14 protein-coding genes and 1 pseudogene are annotated in these 21883 nt (G+C 68.7%); 9 read left to right on the plus strand and 6 right to left on the minus strand.

The genetic code is table 11. The features are described from left to right. Positions 1-20: 20 nt before the first annotated feature. Positions 21-341: a hypothetical protein gene (locus ACX28W_RS11340; RefSeq protein ID WP_458998765.1), complete on the minus strand. Its 321-nt coding sequence runs from the start codon at positions 339-341 to the stop codon at positions 21-23. A 218-nt stretch (positions 342-559) separates the two neighbouring features. Here ACX28W_RS11340 and ACX28W_RS11345 point away from each other — a divergent pair, with 218 nt between their 5' ends. The 5 genes and pseudogenes from ACX28W_RS11345 to ACX28W_RS11365 all read left to right on the plus strand — a co-directional run. Beyond that, positions 560-1531: an alpha/beta hydrolase family protein gene (locus tag ACX28W_RS11345; RefSeq protein ID WP_458998766.1), complete on the plus strand. Its 972-nt coding sequence runs from the start codon at positions 560-562 to the stop codon at positions 1529-1531. Beyond that, positions 1528-3600: a vWA-MoxR associated conflict system protein gene (locus ACX28W_RS11350; protein WP_458998767.1), complete on the plus strand. Its 2073-nt coding sequence runs from the start codon at positions 1528-1530 to the stop codon at positions 3598-3600. The genes ACX28W_RS11345 and ACX28W_RS11350 overlap by 4 nt, the downstream gene beginning before the upstream one ends. Next, entirely contained in the window at positions 3597-4550 is a 954-nt protein-coding gene (locus ACX28W_RS11355) for an AAA family ATPase (protein ID WP_458998768.1), read from the plus strand. Before ACX28W_RS11350 ends, ACX28W_RS11355 begins: the two co-directional genes overlap by 4 nt. A 37-nt stretch (positions 4551-4587) precedes the next feature. Further along, positions 4588-10113, plus strand: a complete 5526-nt coding sequence (locus ACX28W_RS11360; RefSeq protein ID WP_458998913.1) for an SAV_2336 N-terminal domain-related protein — start codon at positions 4588-4590, stop codon at positions 10111-10113. Positions 10114-10417: 304 nt separating this feature from the next. Then, a pseudogene (locus ACX28W_RS11365) lies at positions 10418-10738 on the plus strand (IucA/IucC family siderophore biosynthesis protein); the annotation flags it as partial. On the opposite strand, the gene ACX28W_RS11370 reads toward ACX28W_RS11365, so the two are convergent. Beyond that, positions 10712-12274: an AMP-binding protein gene (locus ACX28W_RS11370; protein WP_458998769.1), complete on the minus strand. Its 1563-nt coding sequence runs from the start codon at positions 12272-12274 to the stop codon at positions 10712-10714. The pseudogene ACX28W_RS11365 and the gene ACX28W_RS11370 overlap by 27 nt on opposite strands. A gap of 237 nt (positions 12275-12511) precedes the next feature. Between ACX28W_RS11370 and ACX28W_RS11375 the strand changes: the two genes are divergently transcribed. Beyond that, complete coding sequence (locus ACX28W_RS11375) at positions 12512-13180, plus strand: response regulator transcription factor (protein ID WP_458998770.1); 669 nt, start codon at positions 12512-12514, stop codon at positions 13178-13180. Here ACX28W_RS11375 and ACX28W_RS11380 read toward each other — a convergent pair. From ACX28W_RS11380 to ACX28W_RS11395, 4 genes are read right to left on the minus strand one after another with little or no spacing between them, the layout of a single operon-like run. Next, positions 13152-13907 carry a 4'-phosphopantetheinyl transferase family protein gene (locus ACX28W_RS11380; RefSeq protein ID WP_458998771.1) on the minus strand — a complete coding sequence of 252 codons (756 nt, stop codon included), beginning with the start codon at positions 13905-13907 and terminating at the stop codon, positions 13152-13154. The two genes, ACX28W_RS11375 and ACX28W_RS11380, sit on opposite strands and share 29 nt — an antisense overlap. Beyond that, positions 13904-15076, minus strand: coding sequence for an acyl-CoA dehydrogenase family protein (locus ACX28W_RS11385; protein ID WP_458998772.1), 1173 nt, complete (start codon positions 15074-15076; stop codon positions 13904-13906). Before ACX28W_RS11385 ends, ACX28W_RS11380 begins: the two co-directional genes overlap by 4 nt. A gap of 23 nt (positions 15077-15099) precedes the next feature. After that, a complete protein-coding gene (locus ACX28W_RS11390) occupies positions 15100-15807 on the minus strand; it encodes a hypothetical protein (protein WP_458998773.1) in 708 nt (235 codons plus the stop codon). A 38-nt stretch (positions 15808-15845) separates the two neighbouring features. Continuing rightward, positions 15846-16115, minus strand: coding sequence for an acyl carrier protein (locus tag ACX28W_RS11395; protein WP_458998774.1), 270 nt, complete (start codon positions 16113-16115; stop codon positions 15846-15848). Between the two features lie 275 nt (positions 16116-16390). Here ACX28W_RS11395 and ACX28W_RS11400 point away from each other — a divergent pair, with 275 nt between their 5' ends. From ACX28W_RS11400 to ACX28W_RS11410, 3 genes are all read left to right on the plus strand, one after another. Beyond that, positions 16391-18514, plus strand: a complete 2124-nt coding sequence (locus ACX28W_RS11400) for a glycosyltransferase (RefSeq protein WP_458998775.1) — start codon at positions 16391-16393, stop codon at positions 18512-18514. Between the two features lie 79 nt (positions 18515-18593). Next, the gene (gene malQ / locus ACX28W_RS11405) at positions 18594-20732 is read left to right on the plus strand and encodes a 4-alpha-glucanotransferase (RefSeq protein WP_458998776.1); all 2139 of its coding nucleotides are present in this window, start codon (positions 18594-18596) and stop codon (positions 20730-20732) included. After that, positions 20729-21832 carry a glucose-1-phosphate thymidylyltransferase gene (locus tag ACX28W_RS11410; protein ID WP_458998777.1) on the plus strand — a complete coding sequence of 368 codons (1104 nt, stop codon included), beginning with the start codon at positions 20729-20731 and terminating at the stop codon, positions 21830-21832. The genes malQ and ACX28W_RS11410 overlap by 4 nt, the downstream gene beginning before the upstream one ends. Positions 21833-21883: the final 51 nt, after the last annotated feature.

Here is a 21883-nt window from a genome sequence, read left to right on the forward strand (position 1 = left end):
TCTCGAGCCGCTGGCCGATCTCACGGGTCCAGTTGATCAGCACGCCGGCCGGGCGGACGACCAGGAAGTGGCTGTGCCCGTTCGTGCACCGCGCGGACGGATCCGAACCCGGGCGCCTCCAGCGCCGCGACCCGCAGCCGCCCCTCGGTGACGTCCTTCAGCCGGGAGACCGGGATGAACTCCAGCTCCTTGCCGACGAGTTCGGCAGGGATCGGTGCCAGCGCCGAGCGCACCGCTTCGAGCGCCCGCGTCCGTTCGGCGAGCACGGCCCGCGCCGCCTCGTACGACCCGGTGCTCTCGGCGAGCAGATCCCGCTCATTGTTTCCCCACCGGCCCGACACTCCTGCCCCGGACTGACACCCCCGCCCTGCCGTCGGACGCGCTTGATCACGGCTTCCGCCCAGGAATTCGAACCTGCGAGCAGCCGTCCGCGGCAAGTCGTACGGCGCCTGGTCATGTCCACCGTTTCTTGTCCGGCGTGTGTCGACTTTGGCTAAGGTGCATTTGAGTCGACGGGTGACGTTCGTCGCATGTGAGCGGGGCCGGTACGGGGGCGTGAGTGAGCGGTTCAGACAGTACTCAACTTGTGTTTGTGCACGGTATCGGCGGTTTACGGGATGCCGGACAGGAGCGCCGCGCATGGTTGGAAGCGCTGGCCGAGGGGGCACGCAACGCAGGTCATTCCGACGCGGTCTCCGGGCTGACTCAGGGGTGGTTGGCCGAGACGCGCTTCGCGGATTACAGCAATCTGTTCTCAGCCCCGGAAGCGCAGGGTTCCGAAGCCGAGCAACCCGACAACACGCAGCTGGAGTTCCTGGACGCGCTGGTCCGGGAATTGATCGACGAACTCGGCCGGGAGTCCCGAGAACAGGGCGATCGGCGTGCGCTACAGGTGATTGAGGATGCCCGGGCGCAGTTGCCCCACCCCGATGAAGAACTGCAGGGTTTCGGGGCGCCCATTCGCGTCCTGGGCAGGGTGCTGACGACGCTGCTCCAGGTACCGGGGCTGCGCAAGGCTGCCCAGTGGGCAAGTGGTCGGCCGTTGCTGTGGCATTTGGCGCAGGTGGGCCGCTATCTGGACCGCAAGGAGGCCGATGGCGACGGGCGCCCCCTGGACGTGTGCATCCGCGAACGTGTGCTGCAAGGAGCAGACCCAGATCGACCACTGGTGGTGGTGGCACACTCCCTCGGGACGGTAGTGGCATTCGAGGCGCTGCACGACTACCCGGGTCAGGTCAAGCTCCTGGTGACGCTGGGCTCCCCCCTCGCGACGGGCGCAGCCGTGCTCCAGCGGGTGCGTCCACAGCCGGCCCGCACGCCGGCGTCTGTTGAGCGATGGCTGAACTTCTGGGACAGGGACGACATCGTGGTGGCGCGGCCCAAGGTGCAACAGTGGATGCTGCCCAGCCTCTCCGGTGTGGGTCCGGTGACGTCCCGGGTGGATTCGGACGGCCTGTGGGTGCACACGGCAACCAAGTATCTGCGGCAGTCAGCCGTGGCCGGACCCATTGTCGAAGCGCTGAAGAAGTGACGAGCGAGCCACTGCGGCATGTGCTGGTGGTGGGGGCGCAGTGCAAGGCCATGGGTACCTTGAAGCGCCTGGAGCAGGCCGCGCAGGAGCTGCATGCGGTACTGACCGCCCCCGTACTGGGAGGGTGCCGATCTCGTGTCGGTGAATATCCGTCCTTGCTGGTGGGGGCGGAGCTGGAACCCGAAGACGTCCGCAAGGCCGTGCATGAGGCAGTGCGACAGGCGCGAGCCGACAACGCGGTGCTGGTGGTGGCCCTGCTCGGGCACGGGTTCACCACCCCACAGCAGACGGATCTGTACTACATGGTCGGCGAGTCCACCACCGGAAGCACCATGTCGGCGGTGAACGTCGGACAGATACTCACCGAGGCAGTCGACGAACCCGGTGTCGAAGGGGTGATAGCCCTGGTTGACACCTGTCACGCGGCCGGTGCGATGCCGGACGCGGGCAGGCTCGCAGGCGGGGTCCGCGCGGGCCGTACGCGGCTGTCGGTCCTCACCGCCGCCGCGGCTGATCAGCCGGCCCGCGACATGCGCTTGACCTTCGCCCTGGTCGAGGTGTTGCGCGCCGGGCTGGCCGGAGCGGGCGACACGCTGTACGCGGACAGAAGACTGACCGACGAACTACGCGCTCGAGTCGCCGGGCAGGCCATCGGTCGGTTCGAGCACGACAACGACCCCTTCGCGCTGGCCGGTCTGTGGCTGGCTCGCAACGTGCGTCACGTCGGCGGCAGCGGCGGCGAAGTTGTGGGTCCGGTGGGGCGGAAGATCCTCGAAGATGCCGTGGGTATGTGGCGGGCACAGCAACGCCTGCCCGAGCGTTTGACGCGTTCCGCGCTGGATGAACTGCACACTTTCGCGCGCACAGGCCTGGTCGAGGACGCCGCTCATCCGCACTGGCGCACGCGGGTCGGCGATGTAGTGGCCACGCTCCTGGAGTGCATCCAGGCGGTCGATCTTCTCAGTGAGGTATTCGCCGAGGTCCTGACCAGCGATATTCTGCGCTCCGCACGACAGTTGGCGAAGTTCCCGTACGAGGCAGAGGGTCCGGAGCTGTTGCGCGACCTGGTGGAGTACGCCGCTCTGCGCACCCAGACCCGCCGTGTGCCACAGTGGCGGGGTCTGGCCCGTTTCGTCGCGGCGCTCGCCCACCTGTCCGGGACTGGCGGTACGGACCCGAGGATCAGAGCGTGGGCGCGCCGCCTCCGGGTCAACACCGAGTTCAACGACGCCTTGGCCGAGTTCACGAAAGACCAACAGCAGCAGGAACTGCGCCTGGTCATCAGCTTGGCCGGCGCCTGGACCGACTGGCCCGAGGAACTGGACGCCTGGCTCGTCAGCGGCGCGGGGACGCTTCCGGTGCATCAGCGTTTCCGCTGCGAATCCGCCGACCGCCTTGGCGCGGTGACGGCGATGGGAGACGCCTTGGTGTGGGCCCGCGAGCAGCTGCCTGTGCCGCAGCTGTTGGTGAACGTGGATGTGGCCGCACCCGCTCATCTGCTGGCCCAGTGGCATCCGGAGGAGGCGAGGATCGGCCGGCGCGGACCGCGCCTGCTGGGAGCGAAGCACGCTGTTGTCGTGCGCTGGAGCGGCCGGATGGATCCGGGCGAGGAGAACTCCGAGATGAACGATGCCGCCCGCAAGACGTTGAGAGCCATGGCGTCCTGCGGGAAGGTGCCGGTGGAATGGGTCGACGCGGCCGCCTTGTGCGACCCGACCGGACTCGAGCAGGGCCTCGTGACCGGGCAGTACGACACCGCGGTCGGGATCGACCATCATCCCGAGTCCCTGCACGAGGTCTTGGACCTGCTGCTGCCGTATGCCCCGATCATCCTGTGGCCGCGCCCCGAGGCCCGGCCCGGTGACGGTCGGCTTCAGATGCTGGTGCAGCAGCAGTGGCACGAGCTGCCGGGCGGTTTCACCGCTGCCTACCAGAACCGCTGGTCGAGCCATGAGGGGTGTCTGGTCTGTCTCGGCGATGTCCGTGCGGTGTGGCACGACGAAGCCTGGCTCGAATTCTGCCGCCCTTTCGAGAACCGTTTTGTGGCCGCGCTTGAGGAGGAGCAGTGAGCTGGAAGCCTTACTACCGCGGTGACGGTGCCCGGCGGCGGACACCGCTGGCGGCACCGCCGCCGTGGCGGTCCTTTCCCCGCACACCACAGCACCGGCAGTACCAACCGCCACCTGGTCTCGTCGACGCGGTCAACGCGGCACTTTGTCTGCGCCGTCCGCTCCTGGTCACCGGCCCGGCCGGATCGGGGAAGTCCACCGTGATCGAGCAAGTGGCCCATGAGCTGGACCTGGGCCGGGTGCTGCGCTGGCACATCACCTCTCGCAGCTCGCTCTCCGAGGCGCTGTACCGCTACGACGCCCTGGGGCGGATCCATGCCCAGAGTCTGCAGGCAGCCATGGGCCCGAGGTCCGCAAACCGAACGGGTCGTGTCCGTGACGACATTGCCCCATTCCTGCAACTCGGCCCACTCGGTACCGCGTTGCTGCCCGCTGAACACTCGCGCGCGCTGCTGATCGATGAGATCGACAAGAGTGACCTGGACCTGCCCAGCGACCTGTTGGAGATCCTGGAGCGCGGTGAGTACGAAATTCCCGAACTCGTGCGTTACAGACGGCCCAGGGTCATGATCCGCCAGTGGGACAGTCATGACGAGCACCCGATCGATCGCGGGCGGGTGCAGTGCACCCAGTTCCCCTTCATTGTGCTGACCAGCAATGGTGAGCGGGACTTCTCCCCGGCGTTCCTGCGCCGATGCATCCGCTACACCATGCCTCCACTGACCTCGGAGCTGCTGAGCGAGATCGTGCGAGCGCATTTCGGTGCGGTACCGGAGAACGGGGCGGAGGCATTGGTCAATGAGTTCGCCGACCGTGTGACCGCGGGCGAGCATCTCGCCATTGACCAGCTTCTGAACGCCGTGGCGCTGCTGACCGGTGACCAGGCGCCGGAGAACGCGCAGTATCGGGAGCTGCACGCACTGCTCTTGCGCGAGCTCTCGCGTGCCTGACAGCCTCGGCCGTCTGCTGGCCGCGCTGAGTAAGGTCGTGGCCGCCGACCTTGATGCGCGGACTCTTGCGGACGCCTTGTGGTTGGCCGCTGCTCACAGCGACGGCGACGAGGTTTCCGGGGCACCTTCTGCGTCATCCACTCCGGGCTCCACGGCCCATGAGTCCGACTCCGCCAGTGCCGCTGGGCACTCCATGCCCGCACCGAAGCGCACGACCGGCGGTGCGGGCATGGAGGTGTCCGCGCGCCATCCCGGTGGAACCGCCCGCGTGCGCGGCGTCCCCTTGTCGTTGGGACGGGCCGAACCCCTGCCGGAGGCGTTGGCCATCGGCCGCGCGCTCCAGCCGTTCCGCCGTCCATGGCGCCGCGGTGGCCGAACACAACTGGACATCGAGGCCACCGTGGAGCACTACGCTCGCGGAGGACCTCTGGTACCGCTGTTCCGGCCCGCGCCGGAGCCCTGGTTCGAAGCGGTCATCGTCGTGGACACCTCCCTGTCGATGAGTGTGTGGGAAGAGACCGCACACAGCGTGACCAAGCTGCTGAGCGGGTTGGGAGCGTTCCGCGCCGTGCAGACATGGCAGCTGGACTGGCGGGACGACCAGCCACAGTTGCGTGACCACCACGGCCGTACCGTTCCCGCCGACCGCGCCCCTCATCACGGAAGCGGAACGCAGGGCAGACGCCTGATCCTGACCGTTTCCGACTGCGCCGCGAGAGGCTGGCACCAGCCACTCCCCTGGCAGCTCCTCAGTGACTGGGGTCAACAGGTTCCCGTGGTCCTGCTCGATCCGCTGCCCCAACGCCTCTGGCGCCGCTCCGCCCTCAACCTGCCGGCTGTGCGTGCCGCCACCGGGCAGACCGGCGATCGCAATGGCGCCCTGCGCTTCCGCATTCCCACGAGGTTGCGACCACGTCCCGGACGCCAGGAGGACCTCGGTCCGTGGCAGGCTCTGCCCGTCGTCTCCTGTACGCCCCACTCCCTGGGTGCCTGGGCCGACATGCTCATGCGCGCGGACCCACGTGGCTGCGATGCCGTACTGATCCCTGCCACCGGGCGCATCCCCCGCGAGACCCCCGTACACCGCGGTACCGGTCCCACGCCGCGGACCGATCCGGCAGCTCTCGCCGAGGCGTTCGTGCGCACGGCCCCGGCCCCCGCGGTCCGCCTCGCCATCCTCTGCTCCAGCCTGCCCGAGCTCGCCCTGCCCCTGCTGAATGTGCTGCGCGACGAGGCCGTACCGGAAGCCCAGCACTCCGACCTCGCCGAGGTGCTCACCAGCGGCCTGTTCACCGTGACCCGCGACCCCGGTCACGATCCCGTGCTCACCCTCCACGCCGAGGCCCGCGAAGGACTGCGCGCCTATCTGACGACACACGACGAGTGGCAGGCCCTGCGCGCCTTCGACCGCCATGTCGCCGCCCACCCTTACGCTCCCCAGGGCATCGCCGCGGTCCTGCACGACCCTCGGGCCGCCGCCGAACTACCCGCCCAGCTACGCCCCTTCGCGAAGGCGGCGGCCTCCATCCGGCACGGCCTCACCCCGGGCCCTTCCACAGCGGGCGAAAGCACCGGACCATCACGAGCCGACGGAAGCGGCGAGCAGACCGCCCGCCTGACCGAAGTGAGCTCACCGCACGAGGCCCTCGATCGCCGTCGCGTCGAGCGAAGCGATACGGCCGACGAGGTGTCCGCCGTTCACGCGGTCATCCAACGGAAACTGCGCGTCTTCTTCGCCGAAGACCTGCCCCGGGAGCCAAGCCTCGACAACGTCGGGCTCCTTCTGCGGCACTTGCTCGACTTCGTTCACGCCCGGTTGCCGGTTCCTCCGGACGGGCGGTCGAGCGGAGACACCTACCTCGACGAACACCGGGCGGCGGACGGTCGTCTCTCGGAGAGGAATGCCGTCGACGCCATCAGCCGACATCTCACAGCCCGAGGGCTTTCCCTCGAAGGGGAATCACCGGCAGCCGGGCCGGTCAGGGCAGACCTGGTGTGGCGCGTCGACGGTGGGCTGATCCCTATCGACACCAAAGCACTCACCTCCTTTTCCTGGGAAGGCGTAGCCTCTGCCTGGGCTCGGCAGACGAGGGAGGCGACCGGCTCGGTTCCCGTCAGCTTCCTCGTCGTCCTCGACAACTCCGAAACGGCCCAGGGCCCCCGCCCTCTCCATGAGTGCGCGGAAGTTCTCGTGACGGGTCACGACCGCACACGACGGGCGCTGGTCGCCCTCTGCGTCCAAACCCGCCCAGCGGGCACACCCAGCGACAGCCACGCCCCTTCCGCTTCCACGACCCTCGCCGACGCCCTGCGAGCACTGCACATGCTCGCCGGCGCACCCCCGTACCGGGTGATCGTGCGCCACGGTGCGGCCCAGTCGCCCCCGGTTCGGCTCAGCACCACTTATCTCAGCGACTGGCTCAACGGCCGTACGATCCCGGCTGCTCCTCAGGGCCTCCACTGTGTGACGACCTTTCTGAGGCACCTGGCGGGGCTGGAGGAGGACCACGCCTGGTCACCCGAACGGTTCGAGGCACTGCGGCGCCAGATGCTGCGGGAGCGTCGGCAGCGGACCGGCGAGCCAACGGTGTCATCAGCCGCGGGGCCGGAAGAAGCGGAACCGGTTTTCGGCGTTCGGGTCGCCGATCTCACTGACTCCCTGGCCGCTCACATTCACCCGGCGATCGACGTCGTCCCCGCTGGACAGGCCCTGCCGACGCTCCCACCCTTTTTCGTACGAGCGCATGACAGGTCTCTGCGGGCGGCTGTGCGGCGGAGCGCCGACGGCACGAGCATGCTGGTCATGCTCGTCGGCCGGTCGGTCTCAGGCAAGACCCGGTCGTGCTGGGAAGCGCTGCACACCCTTCCACCGGAATGGCGAGTCTGGGATCCCGTTTCCCATGACCTCCTGGCCGCGGCGCTCGACGCCCCCGCCTCGATCCGACCAGGCACAGTGATCTGGCTGGACGACGCGGAGCGGTACCTCCTCCCGCAGGGAGATGACCGCGAGGAGGACATCGCGGCCAGGCTCCGCATGCTCGTGGCCAACCCCCGAAACGCCCCGGTGCTGATCCTGGGCACGCTCTGGCCGCAACACTGGGAAACCCTGACCGCCACGCCGGCCGGTGGGCCCGATCCTCATGCACACGCTCGGGCTCTGCTGAGCGCCGGCGTCACCATCACGGTGCCTTCACGCTTCAGCGCGGAGGAACAGCGCGCCCTGCAAAGCCTTTCCGGGACCGACCCTCGCCTGGCTCAGGCCGCAGAAGGCGCACAGGACAGCCACGTCATCCGGTATCTGACCCTCGGTGCCACTCCGACCGAGAGGTATTCCCAAGCCCCGGCCACAGCCCGAGCCCTCCTGGACGCCGCGATCGACGCCCGGCGGTTCGGCCATGGCCCGGCTCTCCCGCTCGCCCTCCTGGAGGCCGCTGCCCCCGGCTACTTGACCACCACCGAACGGGCCACCGCGCCGGACAACTGGCTGGAGTCCGCCGTGGCCTACTCCGCCGACACCCGGCAGGGCGCCGACACCGTGCTCTCTCATGTCCGACCACCCGACGGCGATACGCGGTCCGCTCCGCCCCACTACAAGCTCGCCGACCAACTTGAGCGGTACGGCCGCGAATCCCGCAGCACCACCGCCCCACCGGACACGCTGTGGACCGCCATCGCCGACCACGGCACACGCACAGACCTTCCCGCCATCGCCCGGGCCGCCGAAGCCCAGGGGTACACACCCCACGCCGTACGGCTCTACGAGCTTGCCGCCAGGGCCGGCGACACAGTGGCCGCCGACGAGCTCGCGCGACTTCGCCGCCGGGGCGGAGCGGAGGAAGCGGCGCTCGACGCCATCGGTGACGAGGCCGACCTCGGCCCTCTCGCATGGCTGCAACGCACCGACCTGTCCGCCGACCAGGCACGCAACGCCGCGGAACAGGCACTCGCCTGGCTACATGCGTACGGCGCCACCGACTCGGCACGGTTCTTCCTGAATGCTCTCCTCGCCCGCAGCGATCTGTCGCCCGAGCAGGCACGCGACACCGTGGAACAGGCACTGTCCTGGCTACAGGCGTACGGCGCCACCGAGTCGGCCCAGTTCGTCCTGAGGCGCCTGCTGGAGCGCGCCGACCTGGCACCCGGCCCAGCGCGCGAAGCCACGGAACTGGGTCTTGCCTGGCTCCACGCACACGGCGGAGCCAAGTCGGCCGCCTACGTCCTGCGTCCACTGCTGCGACGCACCGACCTGTCATCCGAACAGGCACGCGACACCGAGGATCAGGCGCTGGCCTGGCTGCACGCGCACGGCAGCACCGACACGGCACAATTCGTCCTGAACGCTCTGCTTCAACACGCCAACCTCGCACCGCAGCAATCCGCGCAGCTGACGGCGATCGGGATCGCCTGGCTGGACAGGTACGGCAACACGGACGACGCCAGCTTCATTCTGCGTCCGCTGCTACAACGCACGGACATGTCGCCCGACCACGCACAGCACGTCGTGGAGCAGGCACTTGCCTGGCTACAGGAACACGGCAGCACCGACCTGGCACAGTTCGTCCTGAACGCTCTCCTCGCCCGCGCCGACCTACCACCCGAACAGGCACACCACGCGGCAGAGCAGGCGCTGACCTGGCTACAGGAGCACGGCACCACCGATTCGGCCCGGTTCGTTCTGCGTCCCTTGCTGAACCGCAATGACCTCACCACACAACAACTGGAGAAGGCCGAGGAGATCGCGGCTGCCTGGCTGGACACACACGGCACACATGACTCACATGAGTCGATCCGCCGCGCCCTGCTCGCTCGCAGCGCCGAAGTCGAACGCCGGGCCACTGTCGACGGCCCGTCTCCCACTGCACGTCCCACCACCGAGGGCGCCCTGCAGTACTGCGCCATCCTCGTCGTGGACGCGGCGAACTTCGGCAGACACACCACGCCGTACACGCCCCATGTCCGTCGCACCATGTACGAGGCTGTCGACCGCGCCCTTGAGGCCGCAGGAGCGGGAACCCTCACCGCGCTGGACACCATCGACAGGGGGGACGGGTTCATTCGGCTGTTTCCTCCGGACGCGCCGCACGTCACTCTCGTCACAGCCATCATGTCCCGGCTTCAAGCCGAACTCGTCGAACTCCACCGGCGCGAAAAGGCCCTTGGCACGGGTGACGAGCTGAGGTTGCGGATCGCCCTGCACACCGGCGCAGTAGTGAGGGACGCACACGGCTGGGCGGGAGCGGACCTGAACACAGCGAGCCGGCTGGTGGACTCGCAGCCGCTCCGCGCCGCATTGGACGCTGGGACCCGATCGCCCTTCGCCCTGGCGATTTCAGATCGCATGTATGGCGAGCTCGTCCGGACACCTCAGGAAACAGGCACAGCATTCCGCGCCGTCCGCGTCCGCAGCAAAGATCGAGTGCTGACAGCCTGGATCCACGTGCCGGGTTATGAGCAGCCTCCTGGAATCGACGACTGGGCCATGCCACCGGAGGAGCACAACACCGGGCGAGAGCACGTAATCACCGTTGAAGACACGCGGTCGAGCACAGCGACGGGCGAATAGCAGGCTGCCTGCGAAGATGAGGTCAGCCCCCCGGCGAGTTGGCCGTCCGCAACAGCGGGAACGTCGCGGCCGCAGGCGGGTTCCACGCGGCCGCCCCGCTGGCCTGGTTCACCTGGCCGAGCGGTCAGGATCGGCGCTTGAGGACGCCGAGAGGGAGCGGGCCGCGTGAGCTGCCTTCTGCCCTGCGGAACTGTCGCGCTACGAGAGACAGGACCCTGGTGAACCCCGGCCCGCGCCGAGGGCGTGTAAAAACAGTCAGGCCCTGACCCTGCTCACCGACGAAATCACCAACGGTCCCCGTCTCGTACAGGCCCTGTTCCGGGACGCCGAGGGCACCAAGCCGCTGCCGGACGTCTCCCGGGCCGCCGGCTGGGAGCGGCTGGTGTACTGCCTGGTCGTCAACCACTCACCGACATCGCCGCCGCCCTCTCCGAGCACCACCCCGGCTTCGATCCCCGGCCGGCCGCCCGCCGCGAACTTGCCCGGCACGAGCTGCCCGAGATCCCCGCCCTGCTCACCGCGCCCACCCTGCCGGGCAAGACCAACCTGCTGCTGCGCTGGACAGGCGCGGACGGAGCGGCGGCCGGCTACCTTGCCCCTACCGAACCCGCTGCGCGGCGGCTGAGCGCCCCGTGACGGGCACGGGAGACGCCGACGGCGTGCCGGCGAGCAGCATCAGTGCTCGCCGGTCGATTTTGCGGTTGTGGGTCAGCGGGAACTCCGGCAGGCAGATGATCCGGCGCGGCAGGGCGTATGGGGGAAGAATCTCGGCCAGCTCACGGAGCATGGCTCCGGTGCTTTTCGGCTCGCCCACGTAGAAGGCCACCAGTTGCTCGTCGGCCAGTACGGTCACGGCTTCGCTGACGCCCTCACAGCTGCGCAGCGCGCCGTCGACCTCAGCCAACTCGACCCGCCTGCCGCGGATTTTGACCTGGTGGTCCCTGCGGCCGATGAAAGCGAACTCCCGGCTGGGGAGCCGACGTACGAGATCACCCGTCCGGTACCAGCGGCGGCCCTCTACGGAGAGAAAGCGATCCCGGTCGTCCCCGGGATCCAGGAACCCGGGGAAGAGGTGGGGGCCGGTGATGCACAACTCCCCTTCGATTTCCCCTTCGCCCGGAACCAGACAGTGGTTCTGCCCCGTACCGGGGGAACCGATGACGCCCGCCTCGTAGCCGTGTCGCGGTGAGCCGATCGGAAGGGCGTCGTTGACCGCGAGACGTGCGGACGTGTCGCGATCCCAGCGATGGGAGAAGCACGTGATGGGCGTTTCCGTCAGACCGTACAGGTTCTCTATCGCGGAATGCGACGCAGCGGTCTGCCAGTCCGCCGCGTCCTGGCGCAGCAGTGGCTCCCCGCAGAAGAACGTCCAGCGCAGGGTCGGCAGGGAGCCCGGTTCCAGGGCGCCGTTCCGGCGCAGCAACGCCACGATGCTGGGCGCGGAAAGCCAGACCGTGATGCCGTGGTCGGTGATGAACCGAGAGAGCCTGAGGAAGTCCTGGGGCCTGGTCGTGACCGCCGTTGCGCCGGCGCCCCACGCGGAGAACAGATCGAGCATGGCGAGGTCGAAGGTCAGATCGGCAACCTGGGAGAAGACATCGCTGCTCGAGAAGCTGTAGAGCGCGTGCACGGATTCGAGGTAATGCGAAAGACCCCGGCTCGAAACCGCGACGCCCTTTGGTTTCCCCGTGGTTCCGGACGTGAACACCACATACGCACACTCTCGTGCGGGCCCGTCCGGATATTCTCCAGCTACGGCGTCGATCGCCGGAGGCCGCTCCCTTTCTGCGGGGATCACCTTGACCGTTTCTTCAAGTCCGGCCCCCCGGCTACGGAACTGTTCCCTGCTCGCCTCGTCCGCGACAATCGCTCCGACGTTCGCGGATTCCATCATGATCCGCGTACGCGCCACAGGGTATTCCGGGTTCAAGGGAACGGCCGTGGAACCGGCATAACTGACCGCAAGGACGGCGATGTAGGCATGCGCGCCCCGTTCCATCAGGATTCCGACGCACTCCGCCTCCGGTGCCGTGTCGCGAATCTCCGCCGCGAGGGACGACGCCAGTCGATCGACGGTGCGATACGAGTATTCACTCCTGCCGTCGCGTATGGCGAGGCCGTCCGGATTGGCTGCCAAGCCCAGCCGGAACCAGTCGGCCAACGAGACGGGACGCCCTGAGGGCGCGCGCTTGTCAAGCACCTATCTGCCTGCCTTTCTTTTCATTTTCCGGGCGACGCCTTATGTCACTTTTGGCATCCACTCTGTCGCCCTCCGCAAAAGCGTCGGCCGTACCGCAGGAGCGGCTGTAACTTTCTGCAAGATCTTGCATCTTGATCACCCCCATGCTTGACTCATGGACCACCGAAGACAGTGCCGTTGACGGACAGGGGGAAGGGCATGGTTGCCGTTGGGTCGGAGGCCGTTGCACGAGAAGGGCTCGACGCGACTCTTGACGTTGCCGTTCTGGTGGCGAGCGAAGTCGTGTGCGCGGGGCTCGAGGCTTTTTTGAGCAGACTTCCGGCAGTCGGCGGGGTGCGGGTTCTCCCGCTCGAAGCCGATGACATACCCGAGCGAATCGGGCCTGCCGATGTGCTGATTGTCGCCGCGGAGCAGTGGAGCATGCTGGAAAGCTGTACGGATGCCTCCGGCCTGCCCTCGACCCTGGTATTGGGAGACGATCTGTACGAACGGTGGAACGGGGATCTCTCCTCGCTGCCGGTGGACGGTTTCATCTCTCTGAAGGAACTGTCGATGCAGACTCTCGACGACGCGCTGAGGCGGGTGACCGTGGGAGAGATGCCGATTCCGGCCTCGCTCGCCAAGCGCCTGCTGACCGGCGGACGGAGTCGCGGAACGGCCTCCGCCCAAGGGGTCATTCCGCTGACTTCTCGCGAAAACCAGGCGTTCGTGCTGCTCGCCGACGGCATGAGCAACAAGCAGATCGCTCGATGTCTTGGCATATCCGTGCACGGAGCGAAGCGACTGGTCGGCTCCATCCTTCTCAAGCTGGGCGCCTCGAACAGGACCTCGGCAGTGATCACCGGAATGAAGTCGGGGCTTCTGTGACCGCCGAGGCCCCTTGTCGGTGACCCGGATCCCAGGTGTGGGCAACCACGCGGAAGGGAGCGGACCCGACCAGCGCGACGGCGCCGACGTAGTCGGGCCGCACCGGGATGTCGTCTACGCGCCAATGCACCACCGTCGGGCCTGTAGGCGCGCTGACGTGACACGCGCCCAGGCCGACCGGCAGTGAAAGCGCCTGGCCGAGGCGTGCCCCGACCGCCTTGACGCAGGCTTCCTTCCGTGTCCACAGCGCGAGGAAGGAGGCCCACCGGCGTGAGGGCGTGGCCGATGTCACCCGCAGGCTCTCCTCGGGGCGGAAATAGCGGGCGGCGAACTCCCGAGGATCCAGCCCCGGCCTGGGGCGCTCGATGTCGACGCCGACGTCCCGGTGGCGGGAGACGGCGAGCAGCGCGGCACCCTCCGAGTGACTGAGACTGAAGGTCACATCGTCGCCGGCCACCCGCGGTTTGCCCCAGCGGCCCGTCACGATGGGGACCTGACGTGGTGGCATGGACAGACACAGACCCAGGACCCCGCGTTTCACTCCATGGGCGACGGCGAACCGATTCCGGTGCAGATCGTCGGCCAGGCGACTGCGGCGGGCCTCCTCCTCGAGGCTCAACACGTCGGCGAACCCGTTGACCGGGACGTCCAGCGAGAAGTGCCAGACGTGCACCTCGTGACACGCCGGCGCACTCGTCCGGTCCGGGCCGTGCGACTGCGCGATCATGTCCCGACAGGCCGTTCAGGCATCGCCGCTGCGATGCCGTGCGGCCGGCCACCACCTCGCATCACATCGTTGAAGACGGACAGACGCTGCAGGTTCGACGTGCCCTCCATGAACTCCAGCCCCTGCGCGTCCCTGGCCATCTTGTCCAACCGAGGATGTTCGAGCCGTGCGCCGGCGCCCATGAGACTCAGCGCCTCCTGCGCCATTCGGTCCGCCAGCCGCGACGCCGCGAGCTTGGCCGCGCAAGCGAGCGCGCCGTCCGAGGGATCGGCGTCGACTGCCCGGGCCGCGCGGTAGGTGAGCTGACGAGCGCTCCGGATCCGCTGGTCCATGGCGTCGAGCTGCTCTTGGACACGCCGTGACGGTGTCCGTCGTTCCTCAAGAACATATGCGTGGGCCGCGGCGGCGACACCGACGCCCATGGCTGCGATGACCGTCCGCCACAAGTTGAAGGTGCGCAGCCAGCCCCACATGCCCTGTCGGATCGCCGGAAGATGCCGCCCCAGCAGGTGTTCTCCCGGAACCCGCACCGCATCCAGCGTGATCGCGCCGAGCTGGATGCCGCGCAGACCCACGGTCGGGATGGGCTCGGCCGAGAACCCGGGGGTCGCGGTGTCCACGAGCGCGGCCCGGATACCGAGCGGCCCCGGTGACGTGCGGGCGAAGACCACGGCGATGCCGGCACGGACGGCATTGCCGACGAACCGCTTGCCGCCGCTGAGGACCAGACAGTCCTCACCGGAGGACGGGGTGAGCGAGGTCGCCATGGAGGTCGCGTCCGATCCCCGTTCGGATTCCGTCATCGCGAAGCAGGTCCAGGTCGGCCGTTCCAGCAGCCGGCCGTAGAACCAGTCCTTCTGCAGACGGTCACCCAGGGCGTCGACCAGGGAACCGGCCATGTCCGGTCCGGGTACGGAGAGCAGGAGTCCGGCATCGGCACGCGCTCCTTCCTCGAAGAAGACCACTCGTTCCAGCGCGGTCCTCAGATCGAAACGCTCACGCCCGATGACCAGGGGAGAGGGGGCGTACTCGGGGGGTATCTGCAAAGTGGCGGCTCTGGCCAACAGCGGCAGGTCCACCATGCGCAGCACCGTGTCGGGATCCCGTTCCAGTTCGGCCGCGTACGGCAGGATGTCGGCGGTCCACTCCCGCACCTGTCCCCGAAGCATGGCGAGACGTTCTCGCGTTTCCTTCACAGCTCACCTCCCACGGCGGCGTAGCTGCCGCGCGGCCGGACGTACACATCGCACAGCAGCTCCGACGCGTACGCAGCGCGCCCCGGGCCGGTTGCCACGTACCCACGGGCCCCCAGCAGCCGGAGCAGCATGCGATCGACCGCGGTCAGCCGGTCGTGCCAGTGACGCAGACCCGTGCCGGACAGGGCGGCGGAGCCGGCTGCGACCAGGGCGCTCTCAATCTCCAGGTGCTCGACGGCGGCGTCGGCCACGGTGCCTTTGACCATCTGCTGCTGCAACAACGGGGAGCCCGAGAAGGTTCGCTGTCCGAGGTGGGCCGCGGCCAGGCCGAACAGTTGCCGGGAGTGCCCCAGCCGGACCCAGGCCAGTGCCGTGCCCCACCATCCGTCCCCGTCACGGAGCCCGGCTGCGTGCGGGCACTCGGCCGACTGCGGCGGCTCCCAGCGCAGCGTCGTCAGACCGGACCCGTCCAGCAGGACGGGGCCGGCCTCGGGGGAGCGGTTCGACGTCAGGTCCGCGTACCGCTCGCCGGTCCAGACCCGACGGGCGGTACGCGCCACCTCCACAGGCGCGATCACATGGCCGCGGACGCCGCTGGCCACGGTGTCCGGGCCCAGAACGCCGTGAAGCAGCGTCAGCGCGACGACCAGGCCGTTCGACGCGGCCTCGTCATGCCCCCGCTTCCAGAGTTCCGGGTCCCTCACCGCATCCTGTGGCGACGGGGAACGGGAGTATTCCTCCACTACGCACCCTCGAGCGCTCGGCGCACGTAGTCGACGAGGCTGCCCACCTTCTCGAAATCGGAAGGTTCCAGCGTCTCCGGGTCGAACTCCACCCCGAGTTCCGTCTCCAGCTGCATCAGAAGTTCGAGAACGTTCGTCGAGTCGAAGTACAGATCGTCGAAGAGCCTCGTCTCCGGCGACAATTCCGCCGGAGCACGCTGCACCATGGCAGCCACCGTTCCGATCACCTCTGCGGTGATGTCCCGGTGTTCTGTGGTCCTGTCCGTCATCGTGCCCGTTCCTCTCCAACGACCGCTGTGGCCGGAATCCGATGTCTCGGCGGCTCCGCCTCGCAGGCGACGCCGAGGAGTGAGGATTTCCGAGTCCGGAGCGGGCGACAAGGCTCGATGGTCGCGCTACCGGTGCGCTGGACAGGCATAGCCCAAAGGGGAGGTCTACATCCGTGCCGCCGCCCCCCAGAATGTGAGGGGCCGTCGGCCGCTTCTCCTTTTGGCCCCAGGCCCCGGAGTACCAGGACACGTAAGGCTGCGTAACGATGCATGTGGTGACCTTCGCCTTCGAGTGCGGGGCCTTCGATCCGCGACTGATGCGGAGCGGCACCGCTGCCTTGGTGTGGAATTCCGCGGTCAAACTCGCGGAACGCGGACACACCGTCTCGATCGTCACGCCGGCCCACGGCCGCAGCCGGTACCTGCGCGAGCGATACGGCGCCCGGGACACCGCCTTCGCGGACGAGTTCCGGATGCCCTTCATCCTGGATCCCGCGGTCTGGCGTGGCCTCCCTTCTCGCATCGACGTGCCGCTGCGTACCAGAGCACTGCACATGAGGCATCAGGGAGTGGACCTCTACTTCCTGTCCAACACGTACCTCGACATGCTTCACAAGACGTTTGTCCCAGACGCCAAGGCGGAGGGGCGCGACCTCTCGTTCTTCAAAGAGCTCGTGTTCCAGGTCGCAGGAGTCAGGTTCATCCGGCAGGTCCTGGGGGCCGCCGAGCTGGTCCAGGCATACGAGCCACATCAGCATTACCTGCTGCCGATCGCGCTTCGCTCCACGCCGGGGACTCCCGTCGTGAGCACGGTGGCCACGAACGTGCCGATCAACCACAAGGTCTACCGGCCGCAGGTGGAGGAGCTGCTGGCCCTCCTGGGAGCGGAAGCCGACCTCGACGTCTACGCGGATCCGCCCGAGGACCCTGGAGCGCTGCACGAGGTCCTACGCCGGTACCTGCCGTCAACACTGCTGGATCCGGCCGAACGGCCCGGCTATGTCAACTACCACTCTCTCGTCTTCGAATTCGCCACGGCCGTCGACTTCCTGACGCAGGGACAGAGCGACTATTGCGCCACGTTCGCAGATACCCCGTTCGAGGAGCGCTTCAGGCGACTGACGGTTTCTCAGGTGCTGCGGCGCAACGCGGAAAAGGTGTTCGTCGGAGGCTGTGCTGTCTCCGACAGCTGGTTGCGGCGGGAGGTGGCGAAGGGTCACCGCCGGGACTTTCTGACGGACCTCGGACTCGATCCGACGTTGCCGACCTTTTACCACAGCGCGCGCTATGCCCCCCACCACAAAGGACAGTTGGAGCTGTTCCAAGCGGTCGGCCGAGTGTTGGACGAGGGCCTGGAAGCCAACTTCCTGATCCGGTGCGCTTTGCCCGGCACGATGACCCGGCAAGAGCTGCCGCCATACCTGTGCGAAGTGGCGGGGAAGCACAAGAACCGGTTGCGCGCGGACTGGGAGATGGTCGATGAGGCCACGCTCTTCGATTACGCCTCGGCGGCCGACTTCTGCGTCTTTCCGTCGAAGTTCGAGATGGACACCTTCCTGATCGCTCAGGGCGAGGCCATGGCGTGCGGGGCGGTACCGATTGCCACCCTGCAGTCCGGCACCCGCCACTTCGGGCACGCCTTCGACTGGCACGAGCAAACGGAAGCCACCGGTTTCGCCGTGGCCCGCACGTTCCGTCCGGACGATGACCTCCTGCGGGACCGCCTGGCCGAGCGGATCCGAGAGGCTGCCCATCTCTTCCGTCATGACGCCGACACGTACGCACGGCTGTCCGACCGCGCGCGCCGGACCGCCCGGCAATTCACCTGGGACGCCAGCACCCGGCTCCGCGAGGAGCGGTTCCAGCGCGTACTGGCCGGTGCCGTCGTCCCCGGCGATCCCGAGACCCTGATCCGCCGGGGCTGGTACGACGACCTCGGCGACGAGACGTGGGCGGCGCATCGCGAGCTGATCGCCTTGAGCGCCGCCGTGCAGGGCAGACCGCATGAGTGCGTGCGCGCCTGCGCCGGTCGTCCTGACATCGCGGAGGCGGCCTTCCGTACGGCGTACCGTGCCGCGCGATTCCAGGTCTGCGAGGCGCTGCTCGACATGCCGGGGCACACGTGGGAAGCACACCCGGTCAGGCGCAGGCTGCGCGTGCGGGCGAGGGGCGGCCGTGCCGAGGTCGTGTACCACTTTCCGCATGCCGAGCGGGTCGAGCTGTTCACACCGGGAGCCGACAGCCCGGCGGACGGCTTCGGACAGCCTCTGAACCGGGAGGGCGATGCCTTCCGTGGCAGCGTTCCGGGCCCGCTCGGCGACCACCCGGTGGTCCTGCTGATCACGTTGCCCCGCGGCCGCTTCGTCTGGGACGAGATCCGCCCGGTTCCGGAGCACTGAGCCCACTTCATGCGTCGTCCAGCGTCTGCGAGCCGCTCAGCGCTCCGCTGCCTCACAGGACCGATAGGGGAAGACTTCCGTGACAGAATCCGACCGACCGGAGCCCGTGCCGGACGCGCTGGTCGACCTTGCCCGCGCCAAGGGTGTGGACACCTGGTACCGCGCCGCGGACGGTACGGGCAAGCCCGTGTCCCAGACCACTCTTACACGGGTGCTGGCTGCCCTGGGAGTCGAGGTCTCGACCCCCGAGGCGGTCCGGCAGTCACTCGCGCAGCACCGGCGGGACCAGGCGTCACGGCTGCTGCCCCCTTGCGTGATCGCTCGCGCCGGCCGTCCGGCGCGGCTGGAGGTGGGGACGGACACCCAGGTCGTCGTTGACCTGGAGAACGGAGACAGTCGCGAAGTCCCGGCCGGTGAGCCGGGGGAGCCGGGCGCCAGGACGCTGCCCACCGACCTCCCCCTCGGCTACCACACCCTTCGGGCGTCCTCGGCCGACGGGTGGGTGAGCACGCCGCTGATCGTGGCCCCGGACGGCATCCCGACGCCGGAGCGACGCGGGTGGGGCTTCGCCACTCAGTTGTACTCGGTCATCTCCGACCGCTCCTGGGGAATGGGAGACCTGGGCGATCTGAAGAGCCTCGTCCGCTGGTCGGGCAGCGCGCTCGGAGCGGACTTCGTCCTGATCAATCCGCTGCACGCGATGCTCCCGGCCGCGCACTCGGACCACTCCCCCTACTGGCCGTCCAGCAGGTACTTCGCGGACCCGGTGCATCTGAGGGTCGACGCCGTGCCGGAGCACGCTGCTCTGGCGGGCGAGGACCGGGCCACGGCGGACGGACTGGCCGAACGAGCCGATCGCCTGCGGGAACGCGTGCTGTCCGGGGACGACCTGATCGACCGTGACGTCGTATGGCAGCTCAAGCGTGCGGCCCTGCAGCTCCTGCATCGGGTGCCGCCTGCCTCCGATCGCCGTCGCTCCTACCGCGAGTACGTCGCCCGGGAGGGCCAGGAGCTGACGGACTTCGCGACCGCGCGCGCACTGGCCGAGGTGTACGGACCCGACTGGCGCACCTGGCCCGGTCCGCTGCGCCACCCCGCATCGCCCGCCGTCCGGGCCGAGAGGAAGAGACTGGCCGGGGAGGTGGAGTTCCACCGCTGGCTCGCCTGGCTCGTGGACGGTCAGCTGGCGGGCGCCCAATCGACGGCGGAAGAGGCCGGGATGTCGGTGGGGGTCGTGCATGACCTCGCGGTAGGGGTACACCCGGGGGGAGCGGAAGCCTGGGCCCTGCAGGACTGCCTCGCGACGGGGGTCACCGCGGGCGCTCCGCCGGACGCGTTCAGTGCCCAGGGCCAGAACTGGCGACTGCCGCCCTGGCGGCCGGACGCACTTGCCCGGACCGGCTATGCGGCGTACGCCGGGCTGCTCCGCCGAGTCTTCCGCCACGCGGGCGCCGTACGCCTCGACCACGTCATGGGGCTCTTCCGGCTGTGGTGGATCCCCGAGGGCTCGGGCATCGGGGAAGGGACGTACGTCCGCTACGACCCCGAAGCGATGCTGGGGGTGCTGGCTCTGGAGGCCCTCCGGGCGGGTGTGCACGTGATCGGCGAGGACCTCGGTACCGTCGAGTCCGGCGTGCGTGACGAACTCGAAGCACGTGGCGTGCTGGGAACGTCGGTCCTCTGGCTGACGCGGGAGAGCACGGCCTCCGGTGAGGAGGACCCGCACGGCGCGATCGTGCCCGCACACCGCTGGCGTCGGCAATGTCTCGCCACCCTCACCACGCACGACCTGCCCAGCTCGGCCTCCTGGCTCAGCGGGGACCACGTGGAGCTGCGCCACCGGCACGGCCTGCTGTCCGGGCCCCTCGCCGAGGAACAGCAGGCCGCCGACCTGCTGCGCCGGACCTGGCTGGACGAGGTCGCCCGAGCAGGCTGTGCCACCGAGGACGCGGACGACGACATCGCCCGTCTGGTCTCCCTGCACCGCTACCTGGCGCGCACTCCGTCCGTCCTGCTCGCGGCCTGGTTGCCGGACGTCGTCGGAGACGTGCGGAGTCCGAACCTCCCCGGAACGTCGGGCTCGTACCCGAACTGGCAACTGCCGGTCTCGGACGCGCACGGCCGACCCGTCACACTCGACCGGCTGAGCACCGCGCCCCTGGCGCGTGAGCTGGCCGCTGCCCTGGCACCCGCTGCCGTTACCGGGGGATCCCGGTGAAGGCACTCGTGCTGGCGGGCGGCACAGGAAGCCGGCTGCGTCCGCTCACCCACACCATGGCGAAGCAGCTGATCCCGCTGGCCAACAAGCCAGTGATCCTTTACGGCATCGAGGCGATCGCCGCTGCCGGGATCCGCGAGATCGGCGTGGTGGTCGGTGGAGCGGCTCGTGAGCTGAGGGACGTCATCGGTGACGGATCACGGTTCGGCGCCCGGATCACCTACCTGGTCCAGGAGGAGCCGCTGGGCCTGGCCCACGCCGTGCGGGTGGCGCGCGACTGGCTCGGCGAAGACGACTTCCTGATGTACCTCGGGGACAACTACTTGTCGAGCGGCATCGCGGACCTCATGGCGCAGTACCGCGCCGAGCGGCAGGCCCGGCGGGGTACGGGCTCGCCGCTCCGCCCCGCCGACGCGTGGATCCTGCTGGCCAAGGTCGCGGACCCCACGCGGTTCGGCATCGCCGAGTTGGCGGGGAACGGGACGGTTGCGCGCATGGAGGAGAAGCCGGCGGCGCCGAGCAGTGACCTGGCGGTCGTGGGCGTCTACCTCTTCACCCCCGCCGTGCACGAAGCTGTGGCGGCCATCGAGGCATCGGCACGCGGCGAGCTGGAGATCACCGATGCCGTGCAGAGGCTGATCGACTCCGGGAGGACGGTCCGCGGGTCGCTGGTGACCGGCTACTGGAAGGACACCGGCCAGGTCGACGACCTGCTGGAAGCCAACAACGCCGCACTGGAGGACGTCGAGAGGTCGGTGCACGGCGATGTGGACGAAGGCAGCGAGGTCATCGGGCGGGTGCGCATCGAGAAGGGCGCGTCGATCGTCCGGTCACGCGTCGTGGGCCCCGCCGTCATCGGTGCGGATGTCCGCGTGCACGACTCGGTCATCGGCCCCTTCACCTCGGTGGCCGACGGCTGCCGGATCACGGGTAGCGCCGTGCGCTCCTCCATCCTCCTGTACGGCGTACGACTCGACGGCGCCGGCCCGGTCGAGGACTCGCTGCTCGGGCGGCACGCATGCGTTTCGGGCCCGAGGCCGGGGCCCCGGCCACAGCGGCTCGTGCTCGGTGATCACAGCAGCATCCTGCTCGTCGGCTGACCGTACCCGTCCTCGAAAGGACCCACCCCAGGAAGGCTTTGAGAGCACATC

It is taken from the genome of Streptomyces sp. SD15, from assembly GCF_054462255.1.